The 17,907-nt window shown below is 58.5% G+C and carries 18 protein-coding genes; 13 read left to right on the forward strand and 5 right to left on the reverse strand.

The genetic code is table 11. The features are described from left to right. Positions 1-7: 7 nt before the first annotated feature. The 4 genes from AB4Z25_RS02865 (at position 8) to AB4Z25_RS02880 (ending at position 4,856) form a co-directional block, all read left to right on the forward strand. Entirely contained in the window at positions 8-1,141 is a 1,134-nt protein-coding gene (locus AB4Z25_RS02865; protein ID WP_112537650.1) for a Gfo/Idh/MocA family protein, read from the forward strand. An 85-nt stretch (positions 1,142-1,226) separates the two neighbouring features. Beyond that, positions 1,227-2,258: an L-glyceraldehyde 3-phosphate reductase gene (mgrA, locus tag AB4Z25_RS02870; RefSeq protein ID WP_112537649.1), complete on the forward strand. Its 1,032-nt coding sequence runs from the start codon at positions 1,227-1,229 to the stop codon at positions 2,256-2,258. Positions 2,259-2,505: 247 nt separating this feature from the next. Beyond that, positions 2,506-4,119, forward strand: coding sequence for a glycoside hydrolase family 43 protein (locus AB4Z25_RS02875; protein ID WP_112537648.1), 1,614 nt, complete (start codon positions 2,506-2,508; stop codon positions 4,117-4,119). A gap of 413 nt (positions 4,120-4,532) precedes the next feature. Further along, positions 4,533-4,856 carry an RcnB family protein gene (locus AB4Z25_RS02880; RefSeq protein ID WP_112516013.1) on the forward strand — a complete coding sequence of 108 codons (324 nt, stop codon included), beginning with the start codon at positions 4,533-4,535 and terminating at the stop codon, positions 4,854-4,856. 213 nt (positions 4,857-5,069) lie between these two features. Here AB4Z25_RS02880 and zigA read toward each other — a convergent pair whose 3' ends face one another. Both zigA and znuA read right to left on the reverse strand, forming a co-directional pair. Next, positions 5,070-6,275 carry a zinc metallochaperone GTPase ZigA gene (zigA, locus tag AB4Z25_RS02885; protein ID WP_112537647.1) on the reverse strand — a complete coding sequence of 402 codons (1,206 nt, stop codon included), beginning with the start codon at positions 6,273-6,275 and terminating at the stop codon, positions 5,070-5,072. Between the two features lie 95 nt (positions 6,276-6,370). After that, positions 6,371-7,375 (reverse strand): zinc ABC transporter substrate-binding protein ZnuA, encoded by a 1,005-nt coding sequence (gene znuA, locus AB4Z25_RS02890; RefSeq protein ID WP_112537646.1) that lies wholly within the window; start codon positions 7,373-7,375, stop codon positions 6,371-6,373. Between the two features lie 101 nt (positions 7,376-7,476). Between znuA and AB4Z25_RS02895 the strand changes: the two genes are divergently transcribed. From AB4Z25_RS02895 to AB4Z25_RS02915, 5 genes are all read left to right on the forward strand, one after another. Next, entirely contained in the window at positions 7,477-8,373 is an 897-nt protein-coding gene (locus AB4Z25_RS02895) for a metal ABC transporter ATP-binding protein (RefSeq protein WP_162698672.1), read from the forward strand. Further along, complete coding sequence (gene znuB / locus AB4Z25_RS02900) at positions 8,366-9,178, forward strand: zinc ABC transporter permease subunit ZnuB (protein ID WP_112387138.1); 813 nt, start codon at positions 8,366-8,368, stop codon at positions 9,176-9,178. The genes AB4Z25_RS02895 and znuB overlap by 8 nt, the downstream gene beginning before the upstream one ends. Beyond that, positions 9,175-9,573, forward strand: coding sequence for a Fur family transcriptional regulator (locus AB4Z25_RS02905; RefSeq protein ID WP_112387139.1), 399 nt, complete (start codon positions 9,175-9,177; stop codon positions 9,571-9,573). The genes znuB and AB4Z25_RS02905 overlap by 4 nt, the downstream gene beginning before the upstream one ends. A gap of 106 nt (positions 9,574-9,679) precedes the next feature. Beyond that, the gene (locus AB4Z25_RS02910) at positions 9,680-10,123 is read left to right on the forward strand and encodes a hypothetical protein (RefSeq protein WP_112537644.1); all 444 of its coding nucleotides are present in this window, start codon (positions 9,680-9,682) and stop codon (positions 10,121-10,123) included. A gap of 12 nt (positions 10,124-10,135) precedes the next feature. Next, positions 10,136-10,492 carry a hypothetical protein gene (locus AB4Z25_RS02915; RefSeq protein WP_112537643.1) on the forward strand — a complete coding sequence of 119 codons (357 nt, stop codon included), beginning with the start codon at positions 10,136-10,138 and terminating at the stop codon, positions 10,490-10,492. Here AB4Z25_RS02915 and AB4Z25_RS02920 read toward each other — a convergent pair whose 3' ends face one another. After that, entirely contained in the window at positions 10,493-11,023 is a 531-nt protein-coding gene (locus AB4Z25_RS02920; protein ID WP_112537642.1) for a gamma carbonic anhydrase family protein, read from the reverse strand. A gap of 8 nt (positions 11,024-11,031) precedes the next feature. Further along, positions 11,032-11,730: a fumarylacetoacetate hydrolase family protein gene (locus AB4Z25_RS02925; protein ID WP_112537641.1), complete on the reverse strand. Its 699-nt coding sequence runs from the start codon at positions 11,728-11,730 to the stop codon at positions 11,032-11,034. Between the two features lie 3 nt (positions 11,731-11,733). On the opposite strand from AB4Z25_RS02925, the gene AB4Z25_RS02930 reads away from it, so the two are divergent. Further along, complete coding sequence (locus AB4Z25_RS02930; RefSeq protein ID WP_112537640.1) at positions 11,734-11,943, forward strand: hypothetical protein; 210 nt, start codon at positions 11,734-11,736, stop codon at positions 11,941-11,943. 395 nt (positions 11,944-12,338) lie between these two features. Further along, complete coding sequence (locus AB4Z25_RS02935) at positions 12,339-12,551, forward strand: cold-shock protein (RefSeq protein ID WP_007533154.1); 213 nt, start codon at positions 12,339-12,341, stop codon at positions 12,549-12,551. Between the two features lie 74 nt (positions 12,552-12,625). Here the strand turns inward: AB4Z25_RS02935 and dusA are convergent, their stop codons facing one another. Then, on the reverse strand, positions 12,626-13,672 hold the full coding sequence (gene dusA / locus AB4Z25_RS02940; RefSeq protein ID WP_442207846.1) for a tRNA dihydrouridine(20/20a) synthase DusA: 1,047 nt from the start codon (positions 13,670-13,672) through the stop codon (positions 12,626-12,628). Between the two features lie 397 nt (positions 13,673-14,069). Here dusA and AB4Z25_RS02945 point away from each other — a divergent pair, with 397 nt between their 5' ends. Further along, on the forward strand, positions 14,070-14,675 hold the full coding sequence (locus tag AB4Z25_RS02945) for a DnaJ domain-containing protein (RefSeq protein ID WP_112516125.1): 606 nt from the start codon (positions 14,070-14,072) through the stop codon (positions 14,673-14,675). Positions 14,676-14,760: 85 nt separating this feature from the next. After that, positions 14,761-17,895, forward strand: a complete 3,135-nt coding sequence (locus AB4Z25_RS02950; protein WP_442207847.1) for an NACHT domain-containing protein — start codon at positions 14,761-14,763, stop codon at positions 17,893-17,895. Positions 17,896-17,907 lie beyond the last annotated feature (12 nt).

The following is a 17,907-nucleotide window of genomic DNA, read 5'->3' on the forward strand; positions in this document are numbered from 1 at the left end:
GCTTATCATGACCAAGGAACTTGGCGTCGGCATCATCGGATGCGGCAACATCTCCACCACCTATTTCTCGCTGTCGCCGCTGTTCAAGGGCCTGAAGGTCCTCGCCTGCGCCGATATCAACATGCAGGCCGCCGAAGCCCGCGCCGCCGAATACGGCGTCAAGGCACAGACGATCGAGGAGCTGCTTCAGAACGACGAGATCGACGTCGTCGTCAACCTGACGATCCCCGACGCGCATTTCCCGGTGTCGAAGTCGATCCTCGAAGCCGGCAAGCATGTCTATTCGGAAAAGCCGCTGGTTCTGACGCTTGAGCAGGGCGAAGAGCTTCGCCGCATCGCCAAGGCGAAGAGCCTGTCGGTCGGTTGCGCACCGGATACCTTCCTCGGCGGCGCGCATCAGCTCGCCCGCAAATATATCGATGAGGGCGGCGTCGGCCGCATCACCTCGGGCGCCTGCTACGTCATGAGCCCCGGCATGGAGATGTGGCATCCGAACCCGGACTTCTTCTTCCTGCCGGGCGGCGGCCCGATCCTCGATCTCGGCCCTTACTACATCGCCAACCTGATCAACCTGATCGGGCCGGTGAAGCGCGTCGGCGCCATGACCTCGATGGCATCGGAAACCCGCACCATCACCAGCGCCCCGCGCAACGGCGAAGTCATCCCGGTGAAGACCCCGACGACGATCCAGGCGATCCTCGAATTCGTCAGCGGCGCCACCGTGACGCTGACGGCGAGCTGGGATGTCTGGTCGCACCGTCATGCCAACATGGAGCTCTACGGCACTGAGGGCTCGATCTACGTGCCGGACCCGAACTTCTTCGGCGGCGTCGTCGAGGCGAGCGGCAAGGACAAGGACATCAAGCCGGTTGAGGGCTGGGAACATCCCTTCGGCATCTTCAACCAGGAGAGCCCGCAGGGACCGCGCGCCAACTACCGCACGGCTGGTCTCGCCGACATGGCGATGGCGATCATCGAGGGGCGTGACGCGCGCTGCTCGCTCGATCGCACGCTGCACGGCGTCGATGTCATGACCTCGATCCTGAAGTCGGGCGAAGAGGGCCGGTTCATCGAACTGACGACGACCTGCACCCAGCCGGCCGCCCTCGGCATCGAGGAAGCGCAGGCGCTGCTCCGGTAAGGCCGCTCTTGAAGTAAGGCTTCAAACGACTATTGTCCCGCGCGGGCAAAATCTGCCCGCGCGATTTTCTTAAAGGAATAGAATTATGAGCTGGCAACCGGCTTCCGACCGTTATTCGAAGATGAAGTACAACCGCACGGGCCGTTCGGGCCTGAAGCTGCCAGCCGTCTCTCTCGGCCTCTGGCACAATTTCGGCGGCGATACCCCGCATGACCGTAAGGTCGATATGTGCCGCACGGCCTTCGATCTCGGCATCACCCATTTCGACCTCGCCAACAATTACGGCCCGCCTCCCGGCAGCGCCGAGCTCGCATTCGGCGAAATTCTGCGCACCGATTTCGCCGGCCTGCGCGACGAACTGATCATCTCTTCGAAGGCCGGTTACGACATGTGGCCCGGTCCTTATGGCGAGTGGGGCAGCCGCAAGTATCTGATCGCCTCCTGCGACCAGAGCCTGAAGCGCATGGGCCTCGACTATGTCGATATCTTCTATTCGCACCGCTTCGACCCGGAGACCCCGCTCGAAGAAACCTGCGGCGCGCTCGATCACATCGTCCGCTCGGGACGTGCGCTCTATGTCGGGATCTCGTCCTACAATTCGCAGCGCACACGGGAAGCGGCAAAGATCCTCAAGGAACTCGGCACGCCCTGCCTGATCCATCAGCCGAGCTATTCGATGCTCAATCGCTGGGTCGAGGACGACAAGCTGCTCGACGCGCTCGACGAAACCGGCATGGGCTCGATCGTCTTCTCGCCGCTGGCACAGGGCATGCTGACGACCAAATATCTCGGCGGCATTCCTCAGGACAGCCGTGCGGCGCAGAACCACTTCCTGAAGAAGGATTTCATCCGTCCTTCGATCATCGACAATATCAAGAAGCTCAACGAGATCGCCGAAAAGCGCGGCCAGACGCTGGCGCAGATGGCAATCGCCTGGGTGCTGCGCGGCGACCGCGTGACCTCGGCGCTGATCGGCGCCAGCCGCTCCTCGCAGATCGTCGACTGCGTCAAGGCGCTGGACAATCTCGAGTTCACGGCGGACGAACTGAAGCAGATCGATGTCTATGCCAAGGAAGCGGATATCAATCTGTGGGCCAAGTCGGCCGAGCTGGACTAGGGCAGGGCGATTGGGGGAGTTTGGGGGCTAATCCCCGCTCCCTCATCTCTGTGCCCTTAGGGCTGCGCCCACGGGATGTCACAGAGATCCAGCCGTCGCGCGTCTGCGCGACGAATAGACTCTTTCCGGCCCAAGGACTTGTGCCGGCTGGATTCCTGTGACGAGCACAGGAATGAGGAGTTGGGGAAACGTCGCCCGTACCTCTTATTATACTGACGTACGTACCGCAAATTCTGGAGGAGCCGCCATGATCCGTAATCCCATTCTGCCGGGTTTCAATCCGGATCCATCGATCTGCCGCGTCGGTGAGGACTATTATATCGCGACCTCGACCTTCGAATGGTATCCGGGCGCGCAGATCCATCATTCGCGCGATCTGGCGAACTGGACGCTGGTGAAGCGGCCGCTGGAACGCAAGTCGCAGCTGGATATGCGCGGCAACCCCGACAGCTGCGGCGTCTGGGCGCCGTGTCTTTCCTATGCGGACGGGTTGTTCTGGCTCGTCTATACCGACGTCAAGCGTTTCGACGGCAATTTCAAGGATGCGCATAATTACATTGTCACGTCGCCGACGATTGAGGGCGAATGGTCCGAGCCCATTTATGTCAATTCTTCGGGCTTCGATCCGTCGCTGTTCCATGACGATGACGGGCGCAAATGGTTCGTCAACATGCAGTGGAACCACCGTACGGAAAGCTATGGCGGAGCGCCGAAATCGCCGGCTTTCGACGGTATCCTCCTACAGGAATGGGATCCGAAAACGCGCGAGCTTGTCGGTCCGATCAAGAACATCTTTGCCGGCAGCCCGCTGGGGCTGGTCGAGGGACCGCATCTCTTCAGGAAGAACGGCTACTATTATCTGACGACTGCCGAGGGCGGCACCGGCTACGACCATGCGGTGACCATGGCGCGCTCGCGCAACATCGATGGTCCCTACGAGATGCATCCGAGCATGCATCTGATCACCTCCAAGGACCAGCCGGGCGCGGTGCTGCAGCGGGCAGGGCATGGCCAGTATGTCGAGACGCCGGATGGCCAAGTCTATCACACGCATCTCTGCGGCCGGCCGATGCCGCCGAAGCGGCGCTGCACGCTGGGGCGCGAAACGGCGCTGCAGAAATGCGTCTGGAAGGAGGACGGCTGGCTCTATCTCGAGAACGGCACCGTGGTGCCCGATGTCGAGGTTCCTGGCCTTAATGGCGCGACACTCGCCGAGAAGCAGGTGCGCACCGAATACAGCTTCGACGGCGGAAAGCTGCCTGCCGATTTCCAATGGCTGCGCACGCCGGAACCGCAGCGCATCTTCAATCTCACGGACCGGCCTGGCCATCTGAGGCTGATCGGCCGTGAGAGCATCGGCTCGTGGTTCGAGCAGGCTCTGGTGGCGCGCCGTCAGGAGCACCACAGTTTTCGCGCCGAGACGGTGGTGGAGTTTCAGCCGGATACCTATCAGCAGGTGGCTGGGCTGACGCACTACTATAACCGTCACAAATTCCACGCTGCCGTCGTGACGCTGCACGAGAAGCTCGGCCGTTGCGTGACGATCTTCTCCTGCGATGGCGATTATCCGAATGGGCGCATGACATTTCCGGCCGGAAGCGGTGCCGCATTACCGCCGGAAGGGCGCGTGCAGCTATCTATGGAAATTCGCGAGAACGGGCTGCAATTTTTCTGGCAGACGGAAGGGATGGGCGCCTGGCAGCCGATCGGGCCGGAGCTGGATGCCGGTGTGGTTTCCGACGAGGGCGGGCGTGGGGAGCATGGCTCGTTTACCGGTGCCTTTGCCGGTGTGTTTGCCTTCGACACGTCGGGCAGGGCGAAGATGGCTGATTTCGATTGGTTCAATTACGAGGAGTTGTGAGGGAGTGGCGGCCTGTCTGCCACTCGCCCTCGTCCTTCGAGGCCCCTGCGGGGCACCTCAGGATGAGGGCTGGTCGTTTGCGGCCTTGGTTGTTGATGGCTTTGCGGGCGGTCTGCGTTGATGGCTTTTCGAGTGGTTTGGTCGCTGATGGATTTGCGGTAGCTCAGATCCTTGATTTCTTGGTCCTGGCGAAAACATCCACTCCAACCTCATCCTGAGGTGCCCCAGAGGGGCCTCGAAGGACGAGGTTGGCCACCAGAGATGCCAAGCAATAATCGCTAACAAGATAAAACTAAATTATAAACTTCTCCCTTTATCGTGCAGATTTGATTACGAAAGTTTAATTTAAGTTTCAGATTCGGTTCATCTTTACAGACGTAATTTCGGGGCGTGTTCAACACGAGGAAACCCCAATGAAAAAGATCTTCGCCGCTCTGCTCTCCGCCTCCTTCCTGCTGTCGCCGATCGTTGCTTCGGAAGCCAGCGCTAACGATTACCGCCGCCCCGGTGTCGTCGAGCGGGACGTGCACAAGCAGGTCATCGTCAAGAAGTACCGCTGGACCAAGGGTCACCGCGTCAGTGCTGCTGAACGCCGCCGCATGTCTGACGTTCGCGACTACCGCCGCTACCGCCTGTCGGCTCCGCCGCGTGGCTACCATTGGGTGAAGGTCGATAACGACTTCCTGCTGGTTGGCGTGGCAAGCGGCATCATCTCCAGCATCATTTCCGGCCGCTGAGCAGCCGGGATCGATGAGAAGGGCGGCAGCGATGCCGCCCTTTTCATTTGTTCGTGGTGCCGGATGGACGGCGCCAGATAGCGGCAGTGAGGAGTGCCGCTCCGAGCGCTGCTGGCTTGCTCTTCTCTTCTGCCGGAGCGCTGAGGCCCGGGATCGGCGGCAGCGGTTCGCATTCCTCGCAGACGCACCGGAACGGCTTGATCGGCCTTGCGGTCATGCGGCACGCAGCGCCCAGCTGGCGAAGGGATCCGGCAGGTTGCGCCATTGGTCCGGTGTGAAATCGTCGGCTTCGACAAGACATGCATCGAGACTGACGCGGATCGCCGCCTCGTCCATCGGATCGGCGCCGATGAAGACGATCTCCTGACGCCGATCGCCCCAGATCGGGTCAAGATAGGGCGCGAGTGCTGCCGTGAAGCCCGGATCGCGGGGCCATTGTTCGTTCGGCACGGCTGCCCACCACAATCCCATCTTGCCGGTCCGCACGATCGCGCCAGCCTGGCTGATCTCCCCGACATAGTGAGGCCGGGTGGCCAGCCAAAAGAAGCCCTTGGCACGCACCACGCCCGGCCATGACTGATCGAGAAAGGCCTGCAGCCTGGTGGGATGAAAGGGACGCTTCTCGCGATAGACGAAGGAGCGGATACCGTATTCCTCGGTCTCCGGCACATGATCGCGGAAGCCATGGAGCTCCTTGTACCAGAGGGGATGGGTCTCGGCCTTGTCGATATCGAAGCGGCCGGTATCGAGGACGTCGCGGAGGTCCACACGGCCGAAATCGGTCTCGATCAGCCGCGCGTCCGGGTTCAGCCCGGTGATGATGGTGCGGGCCGCGTGGCGTTGTTCTGGCGTTGCGGTCCCGCTCTTGTTCAGCACGACGACGTCGGCGAATTCGATCTGTTCGACGAGGAGGTCGACGATCGTCCTGTTGTCGCCATCGCCCGCCGTTTCACCGCGGTCGGCCAGGAAATCGGTCGAGCCATAGTCGGTCAGGAGGTTTGCGGCATCGACGACGGTGACCATCGTGTCCAACCGGGCGATATCGGAGAGGCTCTCACCCTTCTCGTCGCGGAACTCGAAGGTGGTGGCGACGGGCAGGGGTTCGGCAATTCCGGTCGATTCGATTAGCAGATAGTCGAACCGGCCCTGGGCGGCGAGCTTACGGACTTCGCTTAGCAGATCGTCGCGAAGGGTGCAGCAGATGCACCCATTGGTCATTTCGACCAGCTGCTCCTCGGTGCGCGAAAGATTGGCGCCGCCGTCGCGGATCAGCGTGGCGTCGATATTGACCTCGCTCATATCGTTGACGATTACCGCCACGCGCATTCCCTGCCGGTTGGAGAGGACATGATTGAGAAGCGTCGTCTTGCCCGCGCCGAGAAAGCCCGAGAGAACCGTCACCGGAAGTCTGCTGTCCATGGATATCTCCATTGTAAATGTTATACCATTACATGTGTTGGTCTAAAAAAGGCGAGCAGAAGCGCTCGCCTTCTCTGGCCGGTGCTCGAACGCGCTCAGCTATCGCGGCTGAGGCAATCCTTCATGCTGGCGGCGATGCCGCGCATCAGGGTGAAATAGAGATCGGGGCCGGCCTTCAGCGTTGCAGCTTCCGGATCGAGCACGCCCGATTTGGCCTTGGTGCCTTCGATGACGACATCGACGAGGCGTGGTTCGAATTGCGGTTCGGCGAAGACGCAGGTGGCGCCGAGTTCGCCGACCTTCTGGTGGATCTCCGACACCCGTTCTGCGCCGGGAATGGTTTCCGGGCTGACTGTGATCGATCCTGCCACCTTGATGCCGTAGCGATGTTCGAAATACTGGTAGGCGTCGTGGAAGACTATGAAAGGCTTGTCCTTGACCGGAGCGACTGTCGCGGCCACTTCTTTGTCAAGCGCATCGAGCTTGTCATCGAGCGTCTTGGCATTGGCCTGGTAGGTCAGGGCGTTCGCCGGGTCGGCGGCGACCAGCGTGGTGGTGATTTCGGCGGCCATTGCCTTGGCGTTCATCGGATCGAGCCAGAGATGCGTGTCGAATTCGCCATGCCCGTGATCGTGGTCATTGTCGTGCCCGCCATCGTGACCGGTGGCCTCCGCAGCCTGGTGATCGTGGTCATGATCGTGGCCTTCGGCCTCGTCGCCGTCATCATGCGGCTCGAAGGCGCCGCCTTCGCGGAATTTCAGCTTGGTGAGGCCGGGCGCATTGTCGAGTTCGGCGATGCTGGCATCACTGCCCAGCGCCTCCAGAGGCTTCTGGAGAAATGCTTCCAGCCCGGCGCCGACCCAGAAGATCACCTTTGCATCCTGCAGCGCCCGCGCGTTGGATGGTTTCAGATTGTAGGTATGCGGGGAGGCGGCGCCATCGACGATCAGCTCTGGCGTACCGACGCCCTGCATGATCGAGGCGACCAGTGAATGAATGGGCTTGATCGAGGTGACGACAACAGGCGCATCCGCAGCCTTGGCGGCTCCTGCCAGCATCAGAGCCGGAAGGGCGAGGGAGAGGCCGGCAGCCAGTTTCATGTGCACGCTCCGCTTGAATTGCGTTTGTTATGTTATTACATCAATTGCGTAATGCTATAACGTGTGCGATAGCAGGACGCAACAGCACATCAGGAAAAATGATGTTATCTCCCGCCAATTCCGGGGCGAAGCCACTGGTTTCCCTCAATAATGCCGGTATCCGCCGCAATGGCCGCTGGCTGGTGCGCGGCGTCGATTTTTCCGTTTCACGCGGTGAAATCGTGACGCTGATCGGGCCGAACGGCTCCGGAAAATCGACAAGCGCCAAGGCTGCCATCGGCGTGCTCAAGCCTGACGAGGGCAGCGTTGAACGGCTGCCTGGGCTGAAGGTCGGCTATGTGCCGCAGAAGCTTGCAGTCGATTGGACATTGCCGCTGACTGTGCGCCGGCTGATGACGTTAACCGGCCCGCTCGCCGAAAAGGAAATGATGGCCGCGCTCGAGTCTGCCGGCATGGCGCATATGCTGAACGCCGAAGTTCAGCATCTCTCCGGCGGCGAATTCCAGCGCGCCTTGATGGCGCGCGCCATTGCCCGCAAGCCCGATCTGCTGGTTCTCGACGAGCCTGTGCAGGGCGTCGATTTTTCCGGGGAGATCGCGCTCTACGATCTGATCAAGCAGATCCGCAACGAAACCGGCTGCGGCATTCTGCTGATTTCCCATGACCTGCATGTGGTCATGGCCGAGACCGATACTGTCATCTGCCTGAACGGCCATGTCTGCTGCCGCGGTACGCCGCAGGCCGTCAGCCAGAGCCCCGAATATGTGCGGCTGTTCGGCAGCCGTGCGGCGCAGACGCTTGCCGTCTATAGCCACCACCACGACCATACGCATCTGCCGGATGGGCGCGTCCTGCATTCGGACGGTTCGGTGACCGATCACTGCCATCCAGAAGACGGCCATCACCACGAGCACGATCATGGGGACGGGCACGATCATAGTGCTCACGATCATGATGGCCACGATCACCATCACCATGCGGGAGAGCGCCATGCTTGACGATTTCTTCGTCCGTGCTGTTCTCGCCGGCGTCGGCCTGGCGTTGACGACAGGGCCGCTCGGCTGCTTCATCATCTGGCGGCGAATGGCCTATTTCGGCGATACGATCGCCCATTCGGCGCTGCTCGGGGTGGCGCTGTCGCTGCTCTTTCAGCTCAATCTGACGCTCGCGGTCTTCGGCGTTGCGGCCACGGTGTCGATCCTGCTGCTCTTTTTGCAGAAGCGTCAGGCGCTTTCGGCCGATGCGCTGCTCGGCATTCTCTCGCATGCAACGCTTGCCATCGGCCTTGTCATGGTCGCCTTCATGAGCTGGGTGCGGATCGATCTGATCGCCTTCCTGTTCGGCGATATCCTTGCCGTATCAAAGACCGATATCGCGATGATCTGGGGCGGCGGCCTGTTCGTCGTCGCGGCGATCGCCTGGCTCTGGCGGCCGCTGTTGGCCTCGACCGTCAATCCGGAGCTTGCCGAAGCCGAAGGCCTGCAGCCCGAGCGGGCGCGGCTGTTCTTCATGCTGCTGATGGCGGTCGTTATCGCCATTGCCATGAAGATCGTCGGCATCATGCTGATCACATCGCTGCTGATCATTCCGGCCGCTGCCGCACGCCGCTTTTCGCCGACGCCCGAGATCATGGCGGTGCTGGCGTCGCTGATCGGCGCCGTTGCCGTCGTCGGCGGTCTCTTCGGCTCGCTCACCTATGACACGCCGTCAGGCCCGTCGATCGTCGTCGCAGCCCTCATTCTCTTCATCCTCAGCCTGCTGCCGCGGCTGGGGCGCAAGGAACCGCAAGGACAAGGCACATGAACACGCCACAGCTGACCAAGAACCAGGCGCTCGTCTTCGATGTCCTGGAAAAGGCGGAGGGGCCGCTCAGCGCCTATACGATCCTCGACAAATTGCGCGATCACGGGTTCCGGGCGCCGTTGCAGGTGTACCGGGCGCTGGAGAAGCTTTTGGAATATGGCGTCGTGCACCGGCTGGAGAGCATCAACTCCTTCGTCGTCTGCGCCCATCCGGATGAGAATTGCCATAGCCACGGCACCGTCGCCTTCGCCATCTGCGAAAGCTGCGGCCAGGTCATCGAATTCCACGACCACGCCGTCGATCATCAGCTGATGAACTGGATGCGAAGCAAGAAGTTCAAGGCGGAGAAGACGACGATCGAGATCCGCGGCGTTTGCGAGAGCTGCGCGGCCTGACGTCATGCAATCGAATGCACCTATTTGGTGTATTTTATTTTATATGTAATTTAAGATTGCATTTGATTTTGCACGCGCTAGGATGTCCGTGAATGGAGGGCATCCCATGGGTCTTATCCGCAAACTGATGAGCTTGACGCTACCGCTGCTGCTCGGCGGCTGTACCATTTTCGCGCCCACCTACAATGAGGCGATCTATACGAAGCTGGACGGCGCGCACGCCAGTCTCACCAAGATCGAAACCTCTATCGAGGCAAGCAGCCCCTCGCGTGTGCCCTATGGCAAGGTGGAGCCCTACTATATCGACGCGTTGGCGGGTGTGAAGGAGGCTGCGGACATTGCCGGCAAGCGGCCGGCCTACCTCCGCGGGCGGCCGGCGGCCAATGCCGCACAGCTTCTTGTCGATGATATCGATAATTGCCGCCGGGCGATCGAGGCCTCGCGCGCAGCATTCAAGGCCGACGGCCAGGCGCCTAACGAGGCCGACAATATTTCCGTTGTTCGAAACGTTTGCGCCATTCCGAAGACGATGGAAGGCGCCTTGAAATAATAGGGGGTGTTCATGCCGATCGATACTGCGAACTTCGCACCGGGGTCTGCCAAGGAGCTTCTCGAAGGTCTCCTCGAGGTGGCGATCCTCAAGGCAAAAGACCAATGGAGCGGTATCAAGCAGGAAATGACCTTCCAGCTTGAATTCATCGCCCAGAAAACAAGCAAGGTCATCGCGCAGCTTGTTGCCGGGGAAATTAGCGACAAGAACGCCGACCTGACGCTTCATCTGCTTGAGATCAATCTCAACAGCGCTCTGAAGGAGTTCGAATTCCTTCTCTACAACGCCGCCCAGAAGATCCTCTCCGCGGTGTTCGGCCTCATCAAAGTGGCGGTGAAGAACGTCACCGGCGTCACTCTTCTGTTCTGATCAATCCAGCCGCTGCAGATGCCGCGCAAACCGCTGCCAGTTGGCGACGTATTTTTCCGCCGAGCGCGTCAGTCCCTCGATCGCCTTTTCATCCAGCGTGCGGATGGCGCGCGCCGGTGAGCCGACGATCAGAGAACCGTCCGGAAATTCCTTGCCTTCGGTGACCAGCGCATTGGCGCCGACCAGGCAGTTGTTGCCGATCTTGGCGCCGTTCAGCACCGTCGCGCCCATACCGATCAATGAGTTGTCGCCGATGGTGCAGCCGTGGACGATGGCGTGGTGTCCGATGGTGCAGCCTTCGCCGATCGTCACCGGGGCGCCCGGATCGGTATGCAGCATGGCGCCTTCCTGGATATTGGTGTTGCGGCTGATGGTGATCGGCTCATTGTCGCCGCGCAGCACCGCGCCGAACCAGATGCCAACGCCTTCGCCGAGCGCGACATCGCCGATCACATGGGCATCCGGGGCGATCCAATAGAGGCCGTCTGCCGGCAGCCTCGGCCTCAATCCTGCAAGTGCATAGACGGGCATGGCGCGCCTCAGCCGACGGTGACGGTGAGGGTGGCGATGCCGTCGATGCCGCACTCGACCGTGTCGCCCTTCCTGACTGCGCCGACACCGGCCGGCGTGCCGGTCATGATGACGTCGCCGGGGGCGAGGATGAAGAGCTTGGAGAGTTCGGCGATGATCTCCGGCACTTTCCAGATCATCTGGTTCAGATCGCCTTCCTGCACGCGCTTGCCGTTGTGATCGAGCCAGATCCGGCCGCTTTCGGGATGACCGAGCTCATCGGCGGGGACGATCGGCGAGACGGGCGCCGAATATTCGAAGGCCTTGGCCACCTCCCACGGACGGCCCATCTTCTTGGCAACCGCCTGCAGGTCGCGGCGGGTGAAATCGATACCGATGGCGTAGCCGTAGACGCAGGCGAGCGCCTTTTCGACCGGAATGTTCTCGCCGCCTTCTTTCAGGAAGATCACGCACTCGGCTTCGTAATGCACGTCCTCGGAGAGCGGCGGATAGGGGAAGGGCTGGCCGGCGGGCAGAAGATTGTCGGGATTCTTCTGGAAGAAGAAAGGCGGCTCGCGGCTCGGGTCATGGCCCATCTCGATCGCGTGGTCCGCATAGTTGCGCCCGACGCAATAGACGCGGCGCACCGGAAAGAAACTGGCACTGCCTTCGACCGGCAGGAGAACGGGCTGCGGAACAGGAATGACGGTGTTCATGGCGGATGACATGGCATGCTCTTGCTGTTGCGGTCCGGCGATCTTAGACGCAAAGCGGCAGGCAATGAAAGGACGCGGGCGCGATTATCGGTCGCGTGCCGTGCAGCGAACACCGGCAACAAAGCGATTGCGATCGCCCGCGGCAAGTACCGTCGCATGACGCTCGCCTTCCGCGGATCGATGGTGACTGTAATCGCCCATGTGATGCTGTTGATTGCGCCCTGATATATCTCTGCAGGTCGTATAACGGTCCCGTTCCGGCACGGAGTCCCGAAATGGGACAGCCGAATCTGTGGGTTGTCACATTTGGTCAACTATCTGAATCTTTGGTATTTCCGGGCTTCGCGGAGGGCGTGCCACAATATTGCCGCTTGCTTTTTATTCCGAATGCTGTCACGTCATGCAGTACTCGGGCATTAGCATGCCGGTGACTGGACAGATTGGTAGCTCTCCCGCAAGGGTGGCAGAGCGGCAAAACCGCTTCGTAGACGTTCTTTCCCCGTACGTGACTTCTCCGACTGACCCTTCGCGCCCGGTTCGCGGGACGAAAGCTAAAGCCGTCCGCTTCCTCTCGAGGGGGCGGATACTAAGACAAGACTAAGGGAAAAGGACTATCCCACATGGCCACCAAGGGCACCGTAAAATTCTTCAACCAGGACAAGGGTTTTGGTTTCATCACTCCGGAAGGCGGCGCTAAGGACGTATTCGTCCACATCTCCGCTCTCCAGGCTTCGGGCATCCAGTCGCTGCGCGAAGGCCAGCAGGTCACGTTCGACACCGAGCCGGATCGCATGGGCAAGGGCCCGAAGGCCGTCAACATCTCGGCCAACTAATTCGATTTCTGCTTCGGCAGAAATGGGAAACGGCGCCTTCGGGCGCCGTTTTTCGTTTGTGTGCATTCCTGCGCTCAGGCGCTGAGCGCTTCGGCCGGCGCCGCGCTGACATCAACCGCTGCGAAGGCGGCGGCGATCACCTCCGGACCGGCGCCGGGCTTGGTGGCATCGGTCGAGAGGATCTGCCGGTAGCGCCGGGCGCCGGGCAGGCTGGTGAACAGGCCGACCATGTGGCGGGCGATATGCTGGACACGACCGCCATTGTCGATATGCGCCTGCGCATAGGCCATCATCCGGTCGCGCAGCTGATCCCAATCCATCTCGCGGGCCGCGGCGCCATAGAAGCGCTGGTCGACCTCGGCGAGAATGGCGGCATTCTGATAGGCGGCGCGGCCGAGCATGACGCCATCGACATGCCCGAGATGCGCCTCAGCCTCATCCAGCGTGTGGATGCCGCCGTTGATGCCGATGAAGACATCGGGCCAGCGCTGCTTCATGCGATAGACCATCTCGTAATCGAGCGGCGGGATCTCGCGGTTTTCCTTCGGGCTCAGGCCCTTCAGCCAGGCCTTGCGGGCATGGATCCAGATCGCGTCGGCTCCGGCATCGAGAACGCGGGTGATCAGCTCGGGCAGGGCGGCCTCGGGTTCCTGCTCGTCGACGCCGATGCGGCATTTCACGGTCACCGGCACCGCCGACACCGCCTTCATGGCACGTACGCACTCGGCCACCACCTCAGGCGTCAGCATCAGGCACGCGCCGAAGGTGCCCGACTGCACGCGGTCGGAGGGGCAGCCGACATTCAGATTGATCTCGTCGTAGCCATAGGGCGCGGCGATCCTGACGGCTTCGGCGAGCTTGGCCGGATCGGAGCCGCCGAGCTGCAGCGCCACCGGATGTTCCGCCGCGTCGAAGGACAGCAGCCGCTCGCGCGGGCCATGGATGATCGCATCGGCCACCACCATCTCGGTATAGAGCAAGGCGTTGCGGCTGATCTGGCGGTGGAAATAGCGGCAATGACGATCGGTCCAGTCGATCATGGGTGCCACGGAAAACACCGGGCCATTCGAATAATGAGCCTTGCCTTCCGTCACCGATGTGCCGCCGCCCTGCGCCGTCATGCCGTTCCGATCCTGTTTCGCTGTGGTCCCGCCATCAAATGGCCCATCACAGATGGGAATACGGCGCACGATGCGCAACCGCCGGGGACGAGGTCCTATACAGAACAAATCCCGGCATGGCGAGCGGCAAAATCCGGATGCCGGGCGTCGTTTCGACTGTGAAAATCGCCCGCTGTTCACAATTTCGTCCCGACCGGCGGAATAATGTGGGCGCCGGATGCCGGGACTTGATGCAATCAGGGTGAGGGCGTAGGTCAAAGACGGCGCTCTCGCGCGTGCGGCTGACGGCGCAAATGCTGCCTTACGGCGGCCGGTGCCGGGCTGCTTTCGACGGGTGGCCGGAGACAGGAATGGGAATGCGGAAGGACAGGTGGGCGGTTTGATCGATCCCTATGTTATGCTCGGAATTGACCGCGATGCCGGAGAGCCTGCGATCCGCAGCGCCTGGCGCAAGGCCGCCAAGACCGCGCATCCCGATTCCGGCGGCGATGCCGAGCATTTCGGCAAGCTGCAGGCCGCCTACGATCTCCTGAAGGACCCGGTGCGCCGCCGCGTCTATGACGATACCGGCTACGACCCCCAGCTTGCCGACCCGAAGGATCTCGAGGGCGTGCTGATGCTGGAGAAGCTGGTCAACGACATCATTCTCGACGAGCGCGAACCCGGCAGCTTCGACCCCGTCGCCGCCATCCGCCGCAAACTCTCAGACGACATCGTCAAGAACCGCTTCCACATCCTGGAACTGGAGCGCCACCGCAACCGCGTCCGCCAGCACATCGACCGCCTCGGCCGCCGCCCCGAAACCGACGTCCTCGGCTCCATGCTGCGCGCCCGCAGCCAGTCGATCACCGACGCCATCCAGAAGGCGCAGGGCCAGATCGAGGCTATCGAGCATGCGTATCAGATGCTCGAGGGGTATAGTTATGAGCTGGAGGCATTGGTGATGGTGGCGGAGCGGGAGAGCGAGCCGCAGGTGGTGAGAAGGGGTGAGGCTGCGGAGTAGTGTGGGACATCATTGCACTCCGCACGTATTGCAACCATACCATGCAAAGGTTACCGTTGGGCTCACCGTAGGAATGTGAGTCGATATGTTTCAGAAGCTGGACCACAGGTCTCTATTCATTGCTTTGTGCTTTGCTTATGCAGTTTGCGCGTATTTTATCGTCACCACCGTTTCGGATTTGATTTGGCGCCTAGCGCTGCTGATTTTCATGCTGTGCCTTGCTTGGCTTTCGTCTAAAACTCTCACCTCCAGTGACGTGCATAGGCATCGTAATATCCGCCTATGTATAGTCTCATTCTCCGCCACACTCTCTTTGTTCTCGCTCTTCGATGTATACACTGAATCGTTGTTGCTGTGGATTGCGAACAAGATAGATCCAGCGCTCGCAACAAATCTTCAAGCGAGTGCGAGTGATATTCCGAGCTATTTTGTTATTACATGTGCTCTGATATTTTTTCTAGCAACAATATACTTCATATCGAAGCCTTCCAGCGCCGTGCTTGGTCGTCCGCCAGTGGATCCGTTTTACCGCGAGCCCAGCTATCTTGAACGGCTTGAAACTTTTGTAGCTGTTCTGAAAAGTCATCTTGGACGCGTTGATGAAGAACTTAGGTGGCATCATCGGCATTTTGTAGAGCTAAAGGCCGAGGTCGATATCATGAATTCGTCGCGCAAATCGCGGCGCGTAGTAGATCTGCTTGAAGCATTAAAGAGAAACACGTCCGCAAACATATTTGTGGTTTTGGGAGTGCCCGGCGCTGGAAAAAGCGTTGCGTTGCGAAAGTGCTGCATCGATTTGCTTGACGCGTGGTCTCCGCGACAGCGTTTGCCTATTTATATTAACCTGAAAGAATGGGTATCGAACAGGACATGGTCGTCTGATACCCCTCCAACGTCGAGCGATTTCTCTGATTTTGTTCGAAATAATGTCCTTGATAGGCTCCCAGATCACAGCAAGTCATTCTTTCACGAACATTTTGATCGTCTTTTTCAAACTGGGCAATTGTTCTTTATATTTGATAGTTTTGACGAGATCCCAGGAATACTTGATGCGGATGAAGCGTCACTGTTACTTGGGAAAGTTTCGGATCTTATCTCTGGATATATAAAGTCGAACGCTTCATCCCGGGGTATAATAGCTTCAAGATACTACAGGAAGCCAAACTTAGGACACGAACCTCATGGAACGTTGGAGGTGCGGCCATTTTCCGAGCGCCAAATATCTAAAGTTTTGCGTGGAAGTGCGGTGCAGTTTGCAGAGCTGCAGCGTGCACTTTTCGCCGAGCGGACAGAGCTTGGTTCAATGGCTCGCAATCCATTTTCGCTAAATCTGATAATGCTTTACTGGAACAAGAACCGAGAGTTACCTCCCACTCAAGCCGCGCTATACGAAAATTATATCTCGGATAGTTTGGACGATGCCGGAGAAACTATTAAGCGCCTAAAAATCAGTAAAGATGAGACTATCGCGATAATGGAGGATATTTCATGGATCATGTTCAATTCTACAAGCTTGGGCTTGGAGATCACAACCTCTGATCTGAGGCGGCGACTTCAGCGCGATGATATCGATATCTACGTCGACGTCATGGTCTCTGCGAGGTTGGCGCGCCGCGCGGCGTTTACCGGCAATGTCAGCTTTGTTCATAGGCGATTTAATGAGTTTTTCCTTGTTAAGAAGTGGCTTTCGGGCGAGGCGGCTCCCCCACTCGAAGCTATTCCTGCTGATTCTAGATACAGAGATGCTCTAGTACTTTACGCGGAGGTGGCGTCCGACGAGGAGGCTGCGCATATCGCGGAGTTTTGCTGGGAGGAAATCAGGAATCTTTCAGAAACAAGCGCAGATGGGGTAATTGCTTTTCTTCGGGCTATTCATGCTTTGCGTTTCGTAGCCGAAGCCTTCAGAGCTCGCACCAGCGCAATCGGCGCCTTTCGAGAGGAGCTAGGTCAAAAAGTCGTTTCGATCTTGTCTGACGGGCGTGATCTGATGACGTCGCGCGTGGTCGTAGAAGCGGTTGGCCTACTGGATTTTGAGTCGATGATGAAGGCGTTGTTGTCGGCGTTGCGGGTGAAAAGTATTTGGATACAAGAGGCTGCATTCCGTTCCTGCAGGTTTTTGCCGCAAATACCTCAATCTATTGAGCGTGAAATTTACATCTATTTGCGAAGTAAAAGCATCATAACAATTGTCTTTAGGTCTGACGAAGATATGTTTTTATTAGAGTCTTCAGAGTCTCTTTCTAAGGTCAGGGGTGTGTTTTCTTTAATCAGAATTGATATAATATTCGGGGTACTGTCGACATTATTTGTATATTTTATTGGTTTCTGCCTTTTGGGTGGCCGATCTATAAATATTTTTCTGTTCTCGTCGACTTATATATTCATGGTGTTATTGACCGTCCCCTTATTCGGCCGTGGTGGATTTGGACTAAAATTTTTTAGAAATAGATATTTGGAGGCGTTCGAAATTATTTCTCCGTCTATGTTAAATATCGATAGTTTGCTCGTTAATAGTATTATCTATTCGAAATACGGTCTCTTGATTGTCTCTCTGCTGCCGGGCTTGGGTGTAATCCCAGCAGACCATGAACTGAAATTTATATACTTTGAAGAATATGTTCAATCTCATTTTTATGTTATTGGTATATGTACGATACTGTCGACGCCTATTTTTGTTTCGAAAGCGCTATTTGGGTACTTATCTAATTTTTCGCTTCACAATATATTTTTATCGCTCCGTCGTCGGAAGCTTAAATTATTCGCCTTTCTGATTTTGCTATTGTCTATTTCTATGATTGGCTACGGCGCGGTTCTTGCGTTTCTAAGCTTGAGTGAAGAAATAAGAGAGTATATATTCTCGGCAATCGCTTTTATGGCGTTTTTATTTACCGCGAAGATCGCATATGATGAAATAGTGCCTAAGTTTCGTGAGGTTTTTCGCTGGTACGGAGATCGAAAACGGTGGCGGTCTCGTGGGCCATTTTCGGGTGTGAGGGCGGAGATAGCGCAGGACTATCAGTGTTTTGCAAGTTTCAAGTATCGGGTTAAATACGTCAATTGGTTGGAGGAAGAATCGCGGGATTCAAGATTTGAAGAACGACTTAGCAATATGAAGGAGAACCCTTGGCCGAGCTCGGGACGCCCAAGCTTTGGGGGGGATCCGGCAAGTACGTCGTTAGCAAAGCTGGACGCGCGTTGGCTGAAAATTGATTTATACTAATGGCCGTAATGG

The organism is Rhizobium sp. RAF36 (genome assembly GCF_052114105.1).
Lineage (GTDB): Bacteria > Pseudomonadota > Alphaproteobacteria > Rhizobiales > Rhizobiaceae > Rhizobium.